Raw genomic sequence first — 14,024 nt, 5'->3', positions numbered from 1 at the left:
TGACATCACCATACGAATCGTCTATGTCTTCCACCCTGAATGAAGCCCGCATCCAGACCGTACGCGACCATATGGCACTGGAGTGCGTCCACGATTGGGACGCCGTGATCGATACCTTCTCGCATCCGCGCTACGAAATGCACGGCAGTGGGGTGGTATTCGATGGCGAGGCCGAGGTGCGCGGGTATTTCGATTCGTCGCGGGTGCCCTTTCCCGATCTGAAGAACGAGATCATCGCCATTGCGGCCGATGGCGATACCGTGCTGGTCGAATTCTGGCTGCAGGGCACGCATCTTGGCCCGTTGAAGGCCAATGGCAAGACCTACGAGCCGACCGGCCGCACCTTCCGCATCCGGATCGCCGCCACGTTCGAATTCGCGCCGGGTTCGGACAAGATCATCTGCGAGCGCCCGTACTCGGCGCCCGATGCCAAGTTGCGCGCGCTTGGTCTTCTGTGAACGGTATCAGCAGATACCATCCCACATCAGAGGAGATTCAAATCATGGCCTTGCCCAAGGTCGTCACACATCAAGACCGCCTGCTGACGGTGAATATCCATGACGCGGCGGAATTCGCAGGTTCCGAGCCGGGCTCGACGATCATTCCGCTCTTCCTCGACCGCGAGAACGGCGTCTGGGTGCTGTACGGCAAGTTCGAACCGGGCACGACGCTGCCGCCGCACTTCCACACCGGCACCGTTCACTTCTTTACGACGAAAGGCGAATGGAACTACGTCGAATACCCGGACGATCGCCAGACCGCCGGCAGTTATCTGTATGAGCCCGGCGGCTCGGTCCATACCTTTTCCGTTCCGGCGGATGCCAAGGAGGCGGCGGAAGGATTCATGGTGGTCTACGGCGCCAACGTGATCTTCAAGGACGGCGAATATCAAGGCGTGCGCGACGCCGGGGCGATCGAGGACGGCATCCTCAATGCCGCGAAAGCCATGGGCCTTCCGGCGCCGCGCTATATCCGGCCTGGCAAGGGTGCCGTGTTCTCGCGCGATTGACTGGAAACGGACGCGCGAAGCGGGTCTATCCCTTCGCGCACTCCGCCTGAAGGCCCGCACCAGATACCTGCGATCGCCGCAACGCATAAGGCAGCACAGCCAGCACGCCGGCCACCGCCAGCACCGTGCCGACCCACAACGGCGACCGCAGCCCCCAGCCCTGGCTGATGCCCACGCCGCCGAGCCACGAGCCGGACATCAGGCCGATATTGATTACCGCGGTATGCATCGTATTGACCAGCGGCCCCGGCGGCGCGGCGCGCATCACGCGCACCACCATCGCCGGGTTCAGCGACACACCGGTCAGTCCGACCAGCAGCATCGCGATGACCGCAACCATCGGCTGATCCGCGTAGACGGCAAACAAGGCCAACGCGCCTGCCAGCACGACCAATCCCCACAGCAGAATGCGCATCGTATGCCGATCGGCGAAGCGGCCGATCATTGCGTTGCCGATGACCGTCGCCAGGCCATACAGGCCCAGCAGCGCGGGAATCGAGGACGGCGAGAAGCCGGACACCTTGGTCAGCACCAGCGCGAAATAGCTGAAGCCGGCAAAGGTCGCGCCGATGATCAGCGCGCTGGTCGTATAGGCGGCCCACAGCTCGCGATTGGCCAGCGAGGCCAGTTCGCTGCGCATGCCGTTGGTGCTGGTGGCCAATGTCGCGGGAATCTTCCAACGCACCGCCAGCACACAAAGGCCGGTCAGCACCACCAGCAGCCAGAAGCTCGCTCGCCAGCCCAAGTGCAGGTCGACCAGCGTAGCCAGCGGCAAGCCTGCGACCGTGGCGATCATCAGGCCGCCGATCACGATCGCCGCAGCGCGCCCGCGCACCTCCGGCGCCACCATCTCCGCGCACATCGACAGCACGATGCCGAAGCACGCGGATGCGGCGATGCCGGTCACCGCACGGCCGATCGCCATCACCAGATAATCATCCGCCATCGCGCAGCCGATCTGCCCGGCCATATACGTGGCCAGCAGACCGAGCAGCGCCGGGCGCAGCGGTACGCGCGCGAGCGCCACGGTCAGCACCGGTCCACCGAGCACCATGCCCGCCGCATAGATCGACACCAGATAGCCGATGCGTTCGACCGGCACGCCGAAGGCCGCGGCCAGCGACGGCATCATGCCGGCCACCATGAATTCCGAGGTGGTCAGGCAAAAGACGGTCAGTCCGAGGATATAGACGGCGAACGGCATGGCCGCCGTCGTGCGAATCGAAGAGGGTGTGGTGGACACGCTTGTCATTGGTGTTATATCGGTTATTTTTATATCGATCGGTACGAAATTACGATGTAAAAAACCTGCGCGATGCAATTCAGCGATTCGGCAGGTTCAAGGCTTGCCCCAACGGGCCACGGTGCGGATTTTGCCAGCATCGGCAACGGCGGGCATTAACCCTGACAAAAACGTTGTTATGGATGCGCGGCGCCCGGACCGGCTACCAATCGGCGTTCGCTGGCTCCGGGCCTTCATGCGAAGGGAACAACGGCAGCACCTCTTCGGCCAACTCCTGGAGGATCTCGGCGGCGGGACGCGGCGAAAACTGGATGCCCAGGGCGGCATGGTTGACGCCAGCCGCTTTCCATTCTTGAAGCAGATCGATCAGGCCCTTGCGGCCGGTCTTCAGGATGAACCCGCCGTTCATCGGTGTGCGCGGATAGTTCGGGTTGTCCACCAGCTCGATCCATTCGTTGGTCATATGGGGCCGGAAGCCACCATCGGGAATCAGCGCTCGCCATGCGCGGATTTTCTCGGCCAGCCGTTGCGGACCGGCGCCGGTGTATGTCGGCCCTGGATACGTCAGCCACCCATCCGCGTGTCGACCGACCCATTCCAGAGACTGGCGCGAGCTACCGGTCACGATCAGCGGAATCGCGCCCGACACGGGCTTGGGGAGCAGCTCGACATTCCGCATCTCTCCCAGCGATGAGCGTATGTCGAGCTTTCCTCCTTGCATCAACTGCCGGAAGCAGGCAACCGTCTCGGCAAAACGCGCGCCACGTCCATCATGATCAATGCCGTAGGCCGGAAACTCGACTGGCCGATCGCCGGACGCAATGCCCAGCACCAGCCGGCCACCGGAAAGCTGGTCGATTGTCGTGGCGGCTTTCGCCAGATCGATCGGATGTCGCAAGGTAAAGATCGCGCTTCCGGTCGCGAGCGCGACGCGCCGGGTGCCGGCCGCCAGAAAGGCAAGGTAGGTAAAGGGATCGAATACCTGCCCCGCATCGCCGAAGTTCGGATCGAACAGCGGAACATCGCGAACCCACACGGCCGCGAAGCCGAGGCGATCGATCCTGGTCACCAGATCGGCCTGGCCGGAAAGGACGGTCATATCCCCTTGATAGAACCGCAAGGGAAGGAAGATCCCGACCGTCAGCGCATCGGGACTGAACATGCGGCGGTAACCCGCATGCATGGCAAACGCCGGCGCGGAAGCGCCGGGCATGCCGGCAGCAGGGAGATTCTCGTCGGAGAAAGGATTCAATGTCATTGCGGTTTCCTCATTGGTAAAACAGAGAAAACTCTATGGCGAAACAAGCGCGACAAGAAACGATTTAATCTGGCTCATATATATAGCTCAGCTAAATTCCACGGCTGGCCACCGCCACAATTCATGCCGCGAAGTAGCACCATATAGCGGCCTGGAAAGAACCTCGTTTGCCTTCCTTTGGAAGTCAGCTAGACTAAACACACAAACCCCATATATCGGCGATGCGAGCGATCCGCTTTGCATGCTCGATTTCCCTGAACTCCAACAAGAGAAAACCTCAATACATGGGCTCGGTACTTCCGTTGCTGGCATTGCGCGCCTTCGTCGAAACCGGCCGGCACGGCAGCCTGAAACGGGCGGCCGATGCGATGGGCGTGACGCCCGGCGCGGTCAGCCAGCAATTGAAGCTGCTGCAGGAACGTACCGGTGTCAGCCTGTTCAGCCGTACACGCTACGGCGTCGAACTGACGCCCGCGGGAGCACAGGTGCATCCGGCCCTGTTGCGGGCGTTCGACCAGATCGAAGCCAGCCTTGCCACGCTGGACGCCATCAATGCGCGCCAGACGTTGACCGTCAGTGCTGTGCCCACCTTCGCCGCATCGTGGCTCGTGCCGCGGCTGGGCACATTTACCGATCGGCACCCGGATATCGAAGTGCGTGTCGAAGCGTCGTCCGCATTGGCCGACTTGCGCCGCGACCGCGTCGACATCGCGATCCGGCATGGCCTGGGCAATTACCCTGGACTGGAAGCGCACTATCTGATGGCACCGGTACTGATTCCGGTTGCCTGTCCGAAATTGTTGGCCGAGGGGCCGCCGATCCGTGAAGCCATCGATTGCCTCGACTATCCATTGCTGCAGGATTCGGATCGGTCCGACTGGCGTCTCTGGCTGAAGGCGCTGGGCGTGGAAAGCGATCCGCGCATCGAGCGCGGCCCCGCCTTCGATGACGATTTCCTGCTGATCCGCGCGGCGGAAGCCGGCCAAGGCATTGCGCTGGTTCGCGATCTCTATGCGCGAGAGGAAATTGCCAGCGGTCGGCTTGCAATTGCGCTGGATCGGCCCTGGCCGACGGAATTCGCGTACTACGCCGTCACCATGCCCAAGGCGGAGGAGAAGCCGGCCATTGCCAGCTTTCTGCGATGGCTGCTGGACGAAGCCAAACGCCAAACGAGCGCCGCGTGACATTCATCGCGAGGCGCTCGTTTGAAGCGGCTTACGCCATCGTTTCCCGCTGCCGGTCCAGTTCGGCAAGGATCTCGGCCGTGTGCTGGCCGAGATCGGGAAGCGCAGCATCGCGCGGCCTTCCGTCGTCGATCGTCATGGGCAAGGCCGGCATGCGCAGTGTCCGGTTGCCGGGTGACGGCACGCTGATCACTCGTTCCGGTGTCGTGGCCTGCGCGTATTGGATGGCATCGCGCAGGTCGCGCACCGCGCCGCAGACGACCCCAGCGGCATTGAGCGTTCGGCAAGCTTCCTCGGTGGTCAGAGCCGACAATGCGCCGGCGAGCATCTGGAGCAAAGCCGGTCGATTCGCCACGCGCGCGGCGTTGTCGTGAAAGCGTGGGTCTTGCGCGAGTTCCGGCAGTCCCAGGCATTCGCACAAGCGTGCAAAGTGGTCCTGCAGATAGGCCGAGATCACGATTCTGCCGTCGGCAGTCGGTACCACATCCGCCGCCGGCGCCATCGTCGGCTGGCCGTTGCCGCAGCGTGACGGCGCCGCGTCGAGCAACTGGTACTCGGCCCATTGCTGGCTCAGCGCATCGGCTGCCACGTCGATCAGCGACACCTTGACGTGGGCACCTTGTCCGGTGATGCCACGGCGCGCCAGCGCGGCGAGCACGCCCGTCGCCAGCGTACGGCCGGCCAGCACATCGACGACCGTGAACCCGACGCGTGTCGGATCGGCGTGGGCCTCTCCGTTCATGCTCATCATTCCGCTTTCGGCCTGCGCGGCGATATCGAGGCCCGGACGCGCCGCCGCCGGCCCACTGTCGCCGAAGCCGTTGACGGAGCCGTAGACAAGCCGAGGAAGCGGCCCCCGAAGCTGCTCGGCGCCAAGCCCGTACTTCTCCATCACGCCCGGACGCGCGTTCTGCAGCACCACATCGGCGCGGCGCACCAGCTCCATCGCCACGCCACGATCCTCCGCGCGGCGCAGATCGAGGACGATCGAACGCTTGCCGCGGTTATAAGCGGAAAACATGGGGCCACAGGCATCCGTCTGCCAGCCCGAGCGACGGCTTGCATCGCCGCCCGGAGGCTCGACCTTGATCACGTCGGCGCCCAGATCGGCCAGGACCTGTCCTGCCGACGGCGCTGCGATGAACTGGCCGAAATCGACGACGCGCAGACCGGCCAACATGGCCGCATCCACGCCGCTTTTATCGAATGAACTGCTGGATTGCATGCCTTCTCACTCCGGCTTGACGCCGGCGTCCTGTGCAATGCGTTGCCATGCCACCGTATCGTCGGCGACCACTTTCCGGAACTGCGCCGGCGTCAGGGCTGGAGCGACAGGGAGGTTCAGCGCGGTCAAGCGGTCGCGAAACGCCGGCGTCGCGATGGCGCGCACCACCTCCTTGTTCAACCGCTCCACCAGCGCCCCGGATGTGCCCGCCGGCGCGAACATGCCGTACCAGCTGGTGGTCGGGAACGGATAGCCTTGCTCACCCATGGTCGGCACATTCGGGAACTGCGGCAACCGACTGGAGCCGCTGACGGCGATGGGCACCAGCCTGCCGGCTTTGACGAGGCCGATCTGCGAGCTGACGTCGACCCAGCCGACGGGCAACAGACCGCTCTGGACGTCCGTGGCCACGGCGGCGGTGCCTTTGTACGGTGCGTGAACCATGGCGAGATTCGCCTTCTTCAGGAAGCTCTCCATGGTCAGGTGCCCACCCGATCCCATGCCCCACGATCCGTAGCTGAGTTGGCCCGGGCGCTGCCTGGCGTAGGCCACGAGCTCCTTCAGGTTGTGGACCGGCACCTTGGGCGATGCCACCATCAGGTTGCCGAAGCTGCCGATCTGCGCAATCGGTTCGAAACGCTTGAGCGGATCGGGCGCTCGCGTGTAAAGCGCAGGGTTGACGACCATCGCGCCGGCATAGGTAAGCAGCAATGTGTAGCCGTCCGGGTTCGCGGCGGACACGGTTTCGCTGGCAATCAAGCCGTTGGCGCCGGGCTTGTTCTCGACCACGAACGGCTTGCCGAACACCGAGCCAAGTTGCTCGGCAAGAAGCCGCGCGAGCGTATCCGTACCGCCGCCGGCCGCACTGGCGACGACCAGCTTGACCGGGCGGTTCGGCCAGCCTTCGTTATCCTGGGCAAACGCCATCGATGAAGCGATCGATGAAGCGGTCAGTGCCAGCATGGCGGCCAGCCATTGCCTGCGCGTGTTCATGGTTTGTCTCCCTTTATCTGCCGATATTCGCGGTGCTTCCTGCTGGCGGGATCGGCGTGCTCGAATGCCGGTGTTCTCGCGTTCGAGACATTCCGGCGTTGACGTCAATCCAGCGCGGGGAACAGCACGTGCAAACTAACGCGGGGGGCTTCATACATGCCACGCATGTTTCGCTATCTTGAACAAGGGCAGCGTCCCGGCGTCGAAGCGTCCGGCCAAAAAAAAAGCGGCGCCGGCGGGTATTCACCCCGCCGGCGCCGCCGGATGTCGCCGTTTTGGCGCGCCTTACTTCGCCGTCGGCATCGCGAACTCCGCGCCCTTGCCGATGCTCTGCGGCCAGCGCTGCATCACGGACTTCTGCTTGGTGTAGAAGCGCACGCCCTCTTCGCCATAGGCGTGGGTATCGCCGAACAGGCTGCGCTTCCAGCCGCCGAAGCCGTGCCAGGCCATCGGCACGGGGATCGGCACGTTGATGCCGACCATGCCGACCTGGATCCGGCGCGCGAATTCGCGGGCGATGCCGCCATCGCTGGTGTAGCACGCCACGCCGTTGCCGAACTCGTGCGCGTTGATCAGCTCGACCGCCTCGGCAAAGTCCTTGACGCGGACGCAGGCCAGCACCGGGCCGAAGATTTCCTCGCGATAGATGCGCATTTGCGGCGTGACGTTGTCGAACAGCGTGGCGCCGGTGAAGAAACCGCCTTCATGGCCCGGCACGCGATGGTTGCGGCCATCGAGCACCAGCGTCGCGCCCTCTTCCACGCCCAGGCCGATATAGCCTTCGATCCGTTCCAGCGCCTGCCGCGTGACCACCGGACCCATTTCGGCTTCCGGGTTCATGCCGTTGTCGATCTTCAGCGCGCGGGCGCGTTCGGCCAGCTTGGGAATCAGGCGATCGGCGGTATCGCCGACCAGCACCGCGACCGACACCGCCATGCAGCGCTCGCCGGCCGAGCCGTAGGCCGCGCCGATCAGCGCGTCGATGGCCATTTCCGGATCGGCATCGGGCATCACCACCAGATGATTCTTGGCGCCGCCCAGCGCCTGCACGCGCTTGCCGAATTGCGCGGCGCGCTCGCTGATCGCCTGCGCGATCGGCGTCGAGCCGACGAAGCTGACGGCCTTCACTTCGGGATGCGCGATCAGCGCGTCGACCACCACCTTGTCGCCCTGCACGACGTTGAACACGCCGGCCGGCAAACCCGCCTCGGCCAGCAGGTCGGCCATGAACAGGCTCGCGCTCGGATCGCGCTCGCTGGGCTTCAGCACAAAGGTATTGCCCGCCGCGATTGCCACCGGGAACATCCAGCACGGCACCATGCAAGGGAAGTTGAACGGCGTGATACCGGTCACCACGCCCAGCGGCTGGCGCATGGTCCAGTTGTCGATGCCCGTGCTGACCTGGTCGGTGTAGTCGCCCTTGAGCAGTTGCGGAATGCCGCAGGCGAACTCGATCACGTCGATGCCGCGCATCACTTCGCCCTGCGCGTCGGAGAAGACCTTGCCGTGCTCGGCGGTGATGATCGCCGCCAGCGTGTCGCGATGCTGGTTCATCAGCTGCAGGAAGCGCTGCATCACGCGGGCGCGGCGGATCGGCGGCGTGTCGGCCCAGGCCGGGAACGCAGCGGCGGCCGCGGCGACGGCCGCGTCGACATCAGAGACTTCACCGAGCAGGACCTTGCGCGGGGCTTCACCGGTGGCCGGATTGAACACGTCCTGCCGGCGTTGGCTGCTGCCGCTCGTACGCTGGCCGCCGATGTAGTGGCCGACGTCGGCACGGTCGGTATAGGCATGCGCTTGGGTCATCTCGGGCTCCTTGGTTCTGGGATTCAGTTCCGGGATTCAGTTCCGGAATCAGTTCTGGAATCGGTGGAATGGGCCCAGTGTAGGCGTCGCTCCCCGGCCCATTCAATAGCGCCACGCTTGACTCACTGTTCAATGAACTAAACAATCGCCCGATGGACAAGCAAAAGATCGAATCGCTGTGGGTGCATCTGCACTCGCTGGTCGTGCTCGGCGACGTCGGCAGCTATACCGCTGCTGCAACGCAGCTCGGCATCAGCAAGGGCGCGATGAGCCAGCGCATTGCGGAACTCGAGCGCGCGGCGGGCATCCCGCTGGTGCAGCGCACCACGCGCAGTGTCCGGCTGACCGAGGCAGGCCAGCGGCTGGTGGACGCGACGCGGGTACCGTTCGAGTCGATCGAACGCAGCTTCGGCGACGTCAAGGACATGGGCGGCGAGCCACGCGGCCTGGTTCGGATGACGGCGCCGGTCGCGCTGGGCCGCCAGCAGATCGTGCCGCGGCTGCCGCCGTTTCTGGCGATGTATCCGCAGATCCGCGTCGAGCTGGTACTGTCGGACAGCTTCGCCTCGCTGGCGCGCGAAGGGTTCGACCTGGCGGTACGCCACGCCTCGCGGGCACCCGACACGCATATCGCCTGGACGCTGTGCCGCACCGGTACCGTCCTGGTGGCGACGCGCGCCTATCTGCGGCGCCACGGCACGCCCGCGTCGCCGTCGGACCTGACGGCGCACAACTGCCTGCACTACTTCCGCCGCGGCGAGCAGCCGACCTGGAGCTTCGAGCCGGTCCGAGGCGGTGCGGCCCGGCAGAGCGTTGGCATCCGGGGGAATTTCGCGGCGGACAACAGCGAGGCGCTGCGCGATGCGGCGCTGGGCGGCCTCGGCATCGCGCTGGTGCCGGATTTCACCGCGCAGGCCGATCTGAATGCGGGCAAGCTGGTCCGCGTGCTGCCCGGCTGGCGGCCTTCGGGGGCCTTTGGCGATGCGATCTATGCGATCCGCCCATATAGCCCGCTGCTGCCGCGGCCGGTGCGGCTATTGGTGGACTATCTGCGCGAAGCGTTGAAGGAAGGATTCGAGGCGCAGTAAGCCGCGGGCTGTGGAGTCCTGACGACGACCCTTTGCACAACGCGGCTATGTCGGCACAAATGATAATGAAAACGATTATCATTATGTGCTTTCAATATGACATTGCCGCACTGTGTCTCCGCTCCGTCTTCCCCGCCGCCTCCCTTCTCCCGGAACCTCGGCCCGCCACGCCGCGCCGTCCTGCCCATACCGCCCACGCCGAATCCGGCCGAATCTGCTGGCCATGGCGGTTGCCGGCACCCTGCCGCTGACGGCCCTGGCGCAAGCGCAGTCCAACACCGCCGACGAAGCCGCCCAATCTGCCGAAACGCTACCCCAGGTCACCGTCCGCGCCGAGTCGGCCCCGGACCAGCCGCCCCCCGCCTATGCCGGCGGCCAGGTTGCGCGCGGTGGCCGGCTCGGCATCCTCGGCAACCAGGACATGATGGACGTGCCGTTCAGCATCACCGCGTACACGGCCGAAGCGATCCAGAACCAGCAGGCGCGCAGCGTCGCCGATGTCCTCGCCAACGATCCGGGCGTACGCAGCAGCCTGGGATTCGGCAATTTCTCCGAGACCTTCGTGGTCCGCGGCTTCCAGCTGAACGGCGACGACATCGGCTACAACGGCCTGTATGGCATCGCCCCGCGCCAGCTCGTGGCGGTCGAGGGTCTCGATCGGGTCGAGGTGTTCCGCGGCGCCAGCGCGTTCCTGAACGGCGTCACGCCGACCGGTTCGGGCATCGGCGGCGGCATCAATCTGGTGCCGAAATTCGCGCCATACCAGCCGCTGACCCAGGCCACCATCGACTACACCAGCCAGGGCCAGGCCGGCGGCCATGTCGATATCGGCCGCCGCTTCGGCGAGGACCAGCGCTGGGGCGTGCGCATCAACGCGCTGGCGCGCGGCGGTGAAACCGCCATCGACGACGAGCGCCGCCAGCAGCGGTTGTTCACCGCGGGGATCGATTACCAGGGCGACAAGCTGCGCGTGTCGGCGGACTTCGGCTACCAGAAGCAGACCATTCGCCAGGGGCGGCCCATGGTGTCGCTGACCGGGACCACGCTGCCGGCGGTGCCATCGGCAAGCGCCAATTTCGCGCAGGCGTGGACCGATTCGATGCTGGAGGACACCTACGGGACCTTGCGCGCCGAATATGAGGTGGCGCCGGACTGGACCACCTATCTCGCGGTCGGCGCCCACCACACCAACGAGTTCGGCAACTATTCGTCGCTGACGGTGGACGGCAGCGGCGCCGGTACCGCTGCCCGGCTGACGGTACCGTACAAGTCCAACACCACGGCCGAGGAAGTGGGCGTGCGCGGCACCTTCCATACCGGGCCGATCAAGCATCGCGTCAACCTGGCGTGGTCCGGCATGCAGACGGTCAAGCGCACCGCTTACGAGATGACGGGCCGGTTCGCTACGGATCTGTACGACCCGGTGCAGACGCCGAGGCCGGCGACGACGCTGATCGGCGGCGACATGGCGCACCCGGGTGTCACCGGCAGGACCAACCTGAGCGGGTTCGCGATTTCGGACACGCTGTCCTTCCTCGACGATCGCGTGCTGCTGACCGCGGGCGTGCGGCAGCAGAACCTGAGCGTGCGTGGCTACAGCTATACGGGCGTGCAGCAATCGAATTACGACGACTCGGCCACGTCGCCGGCCTTCGGCCTGGTGGTCAAGCCGGTGCGCAACGTTTCGCTGTATGCGAACTACATCCAGGGCCTGGCGCAGGGACCGACCGCGCCCAACACCGCCGTGAACCGCGGCGAAGTGTTCCCGCCGATCAAGTCCAAGCAGGTCGAGGCCGGCGTCAAGTGGGACGCAGGCAAGTTCGGCACCATGCTCGCCGTCTATCAGATCGAGCAACCGTCCGGCATCCTGCAGGGCAATGTCTATTCGATGGCCGGAGAACAGCGCAATCGTGGCATCGAACTGAGCGGGTTCGGCGAGCCGCTGCCTGGCGTACGTCTGCTGGCTGGCGTGGCCTATATCGACGCCAGGCTGGACCGTACCGCCTCACCGGCGACCGACGGCAACAAGGCCGTCGGCGTACCGAACTACACGCTCAATGTCGGCGCGGAATGGGACATCCCCGGCGTGCCCGGCTTCACGGTCTCGGGCCGCTATCTGCAGACGGGACGCCAGTATCTCGACGTGGCGAACCGGGTCAGCCTGCCGTCGTGGCGCCGCTTCGATCTGGGTGCCCGCTACACCTTCAAGGCGGCGCAGCAGCGCTACACGCTGCGCGCCGGCATCGAGAACGTGGCCGGCAAGGCGTACTGGGCGTCCGCATACGGCGGCTATCTGACGATGGGTGCGCCGCGCACGTTCAAGGTTGCGATGACGGTGGATTTCTAGGAGAGGCAGAGCGGCTGCGGCGGAACGTCGGCTTGGCCTGGCATGGCCTGCCCGCGGATCAGCCGGCCAGCCTTTCCGCCTCGGCCAGGATTCCATCGAGAATGCAGTCGGCCAGCGGTTCCGGGAAGCGCTTCGGCAGCGCTTCCCGTATCGCCTGTGCCACCCGCGGTGCGCGATCGACCAGATCGTCGACCACGTACCGTGCGGGACGTCCGTCGGGCGTGATCACGCCATGCCGCTCGCCGACGGCGACCCAATGGCGGCGCTGGATTTCCCGCATCTGGTAATGCGCATTGCGCGTCCGAACGGCCATCGCCATCTTGACCCGGAACGGCGACAGCTTGCCGGGCGCCTCTCCGATGATCGGGTATGCCGAGAGCACGTCGTAGAGTGGCGTCAGCTGATACCGGCCCTCCGGGCGCAGGAACAGGCTGAAGTTCTTCGCGTGGCCATCGGTGGCCCGCAGCATCCAGAACAGGACCTGTGCCTGGAAGAACGTTCGGCGGTCCTCGTCGCGCGTCGTGGACCCCGCCAGCGTTTCCATGATGCTGTCGATACCGGGTCCGCCATCGGCTTCGTACTTGCTCGCCGGCGGCACGCCCTTGGCCTGGCACATGTCCTCCTGCGGCAGCCGGACGAGGCGACGATCGCCGTCCGGACTTTGCCACCACATGCGGTCGAACCGCTGCACGCTGAGCGCCTTCAGATCCTCGAACTGCACCGGTTCGCAGTGCGCGACCGGCAGACCGAACTCGCGCAGGATCAGCGAGCACAGCCACTCGTTCTCTACTGATTCCGTCATGTTCAGCTTCAGCCCGCCGACGAGGCCAAGCGGCAGCTTCAGGATGTGGGTGGTCGGCGTCTGCCCGTGCGGCAGGCACCAGGCGCCGTTGTCGTACAGCAGCGCGGTCTTTTCCTGGGCACCGGCGATCGAGATGCGGAACTCGTCCTGTTCGTCCACGAAGCCCGGCGGCGCGGATCGCAGCGTGCCGCGCAGCACCTGCGCGACCTGAGCCTCGGTCAGCGGTTCCGCCTCGACCGGCTGCACACCTTCAGGCACGGTCCCGTCCGGCAGCAGCTGCAAGGCGCCCACGCAATCGCGGCCGATTTCGGCGAGCAGGTCGAAGGCATCGGTCGAACCGGTGCGATACCGCCGCGCGATGCGCTCGCGAATCTCCCGGGTATCCGGCAACAGGTTGTCGAAGTAGGCCCGCACCTTGTCTCCGCGATGCGGCGCGTTGCCCGGCGTGAAAGGCAGCGACAGGGACAAGGGCCGCCCGGCTTTGGAGGCCACCCACTCCGGCGCGTACTGCAGCACATCGCCGGCACGCGGGCTGAAGTGCCAGGTGCCGACGAGTGCGCCGTTCATCCAAAGCGTGAGCGTGCGGGTGTGGGATCGCCGTCCCATGATCACCAGACCTGCGGGCTGGAGGATGCGGTCTTACGCGGTTGGGGAGCCGGCTTGTGCAGCACGAGTTCGACGCCGAGAACGCTGAGCACGCGCATCAGCTTGTCGACGCTGACCCGTGCCGGATTGCGTTCCAGCGCGGACAAGGTCTGTTGGCTGACCCCCATGCGCAGCGCCGCCTCCGCCTGCGTCAGGCCCGCCTCCTTGCGAAAGGCCTGCAGCAGTTGCGGCAGTTGCTCCGCGGTGCGGACGGTGAAGTTGCTCATACATTCCCTTGATGCCATGTGCCAGTTACAACGAATTCTTTGTACTTTACATTTACTTCGTATCTTATGTATTTCCAGGATACTCGTCATCCCCAGTAAAACAAGAATACAACGCATCACGAGTGAAAAACCCGAGCAACCCGCCGTTGGGGACCCGTTCACAACATTTTTCTTGCATCCCCGCTGATACTGTATAT

At 65.1% G+C, this 14,024-nt stretch carries 12 protein-coding genes; 5 read left to right on the top strand and 7 right to left on the bottom strand.

Annotated elements, in window-relative coordinates; translation table 11 throughout:
* Positions 1 to 23: 23 nt before the first annotated feature.
* Positions 24 to 458 carry an ester cyclase gene (locus tag M1D55_RS02245; protein ID WP_006575366.1) on the top strand — a complete coding sequence of 145 codons (435 nt, stop codon included), beginning with the start codon at positions 24 to 26 and terminating at the stop codon, positions 456 to 458.
* 44 nt (positions 459 to 502) lie between these two features.
* Complete coding sequence (locus M1D55_RS02240; protein WP_456280976.1) at positions 503 to 1,009, top strand: 2,4'-dihydroxyacetophenone dioxygenase family protein; 507 nt, start codon at positions 503 to 505, stop codon at positions 1,007 to 1,009.
* A 25-nt stretch (positions 1,010 to 1,034) separates the two neighbouring features.
* On the opposite strand, the gene M1D55_RS02235 is transcribed toward M1D55_RS02240, so the two are convergent.
* Positions 1,035 to 2,213, bottom strand: a complete 1,179-nt coding sequence (locus tag M1D55_RS02235; protein WP_456280975.1) for an MFS transporter — start codon at positions 2,211 to 2,213, stop codon at positions 1,035 to 1,037.
* A 241-nt stretch (positions 2,214 to 2,454) separates the two neighbouring features.
* Positions 2,455 to 3,435: an LLM class oxidoreductase gene (locus tag M1D55_RS02230; RefSeq protein ID WP_456281357.1), complete on the bottom strand. Its 981-nt coding sequence runs from the start codon at positions 3,433 to 3,435 to the stop codon at positions 2,455 to 2,457.
* Positions 3,436 to 3,794: 359 nt separating this feature from the next.
* Here M1D55_RS02230 and M1D55_RS02225 point away from each other — a divergent pair, with 359 nt between their 5' ends.
* Complete coding sequence (locus tag M1D55_RS02225; protein ID WP_064574091.1) at positions 3,795 to 4,694, top strand: LysR substrate-binding domain-containing protein; 900 nt, start codon at positions 3,795 to 3,797, stop codon at positions 4,692 to 4,694.
* 31 nt (positions 4,695 to 4,725) lie between these two features.
* Here M1D55_RS02225 and M1D55_RS02220 read toward each other — a convergent pair whose 3' ends face one another.
* The 3 genes from M1D55_RS02220 to M1D55_RS02210 form a co-directional block, all read right to left on the bottom strand.
* Positions 4,726 to 5,919, bottom strand: coding sequence for a CaiB/BaiF CoA transferase family protein (locus tag M1D55_RS02220; RefSeq protein ID WP_456280974.1), 1,194 nt, complete (start codon positions 5,917 to 5,919; stop codon positions 4,726 to 4,728).
* 6 nt (positions 5,920 to 5,925) lie between these two features.
* Positions 5,926 to 6,912, bottom strand: a complete 987-nt coding sequence (locus M1D55_RS02215; RefSeq protein WP_456280973.1) for a Bug family tripartite tricarboxylate transporter substrate binding protein — start codon at positions 6,910 to 6,912, stop codon at positions 5,926 to 5,928.
* A 285-nt stretch (positions 6,913 to 7,197) separates the two neighbouring features.
* On the bottom strand, positions 7,198 to 8,718 hold the full coding sequence (locus M1D55_RS02210) for a CoA-acylating methylmalonate-semialdehyde dehydrogenase (protein ID WP_456280972.1): 1,521 nt from the start codon (positions 8,716 to 8,718) through the stop codon (positions 7,198 to 7,200).
* Positions 8,719 to 8,870: 152 nt separating this feature from the next.
* Between M1D55_RS02210 and M1D55_RS02205 the strand changes: the two genes are divergently transcribed.
* Positions 8,871 to 9,806, top strand: a complete 936-nt coding sequence (locus M1D55_RS02205; protein ID WP_456280971.1) for a LysR family transcriptional regulator — start codon at positions 8,871 to 8,873, stop codon at positions 9,804 to 9,806.
* 223 nt (positions 9,807 to 10,029) lie between these two features.
* Positions 10,030 to 12,153 (top strand): TonB-dependent receptor, encoded by a 2,124-nt coding sequence (locus M1D55_RS02200; RefSeq protein WP_456280970.1) that lies wholly within the window; start codon positions 10,030 to 10,032, stop codon positions 12,151 to 12,153.
* Positions 12,154 to 12,211: 58 nt separating this feature from the next.
* Here the strand turns inward: M1D55_RS02200 and M1D55_RS02195 are convergent, their stop codons facing one another.
* Together M1D55_RS02195 and M1D55_RS02190 are read right to left on the bottom strand one after the other, a co-directional pair.
* Positions 12,212 to 13,564 carry a type II toxin-antitoxin system HipA family toxin gene (locus M1D55_RS02195; RefSeq protein WP_456281356.1) on the bottom strand — a complete coding sequence of 451 codons (1,353 nt, stop codon included), beginning with the start codon at positions 13,562 to 13,564 and terminating at the stop codon, positions 12,212 to 12,214.
* Positions 13,564 to 13,827, bottom strand: a complete 264-nt coding sequence (locus M1D55_RS02190; RefSeq protein ID WP_006575377.1) for a helix-turn-helix domain-containing protein — start codon at positions 13,825 to 13,827, stop codon at positions 13,564 to 13,566. Before M1D55_RS02190 ends, M1D55_RS02195 begins: the two co-directional genes overlap by 1 nt.
* Positions 13,828 to 14,024 lie beyond the last annotated feature (197 nt).

The organism is Cupriavidus sp. JZ107, from assembly GCF_053903255.1.
Note: the sequence above shows the minus strand (reverse complement) of the source record. Positions and strands in the feature narration are given on the sequence as shown.

Excerpts from the sequence above, each read along its gene's own strand:
- M1D55_RS02245 (WP_006575366.1), top strand. The coding sequence starts at position 24 with ATGTCTTCCACCCTGAATGAAGCCCGCATCCAGACCGTACGCGACCAT.
- M1D55_RS02240 (WP_456280976.1), top strand. The coding sequence starts at position 503 with ATGGCCTTGCCCAAGGTCGTCACACATCAAGACCGCCTGCTGACGGTG.
- M1D55_RS02235 (WP_456280975.1), bottom strand. The coding sequence starts at position 2,213 with ATGCCGTTCGCCGTCTATATCCTCGGACTGACCGTCTTTTGCCTGACC.
- M1D55_RS02230 (WP_456281357.1), bottom strand. The coding sequence starts at position 3,435 with ATGCATGCGGGTTACCGCCGCATGTTCAGTCCCGATGCGCTGACGGTC.
- M1D55_RS02225 (WP_064574091.1), top strand. The coding sequence starts at position 3,795 with ATGGGCTCGGTACTTCCGTTGCTGGCATTGCGCGCCTTCGTCGAAACC.
- M1D55_RS02220 (WP_456280974.1), bottom strand. The coding sequence starts at position 5,919 with ATGCAATCCAGCAGTTCATTCGATAAAAGCGGCGTGGATGCGGCCATG.
- M1D55_RS02215 (WP_456280973.1), bottom strand. The coding sequence starts at position 6,912 with ATGAACACGCGCAGGCAATGGCTGGCCGCCATGCTGGCACTGACCGCT.
- M1D55_RS02210 (WP_456280972.1), bottom strand. The coding sequence starts at position 8,718 with ATGACCCAAGCGCATGCCTATACCGACCGTGCCGACGTCGGCCACTAC.
- M1D55_RS02205 (WP_456280971.1), top strand. The coding sequence starts at position 8,871 with ATGGACAAGCAAAAGATCGAATCGCTGTGGGTGCATCTGCACTCGCTG.
- M1D55_RS02200 (WP_456280970.1), top strand. The coding sequence starts at position 10,030 with ATGGCGGTTGCCGGCACCCTGCCGCTGACGGCCCTGGCGCAAGCGCAG.
- M1D55_RS02190 (WP_006575377.1), bottom strand. The coding sequence starts at position 13,827 with ATGAGCAACTTCACCGTCCGCACCGCGGAGCAACTGCCGCAACTGCTG.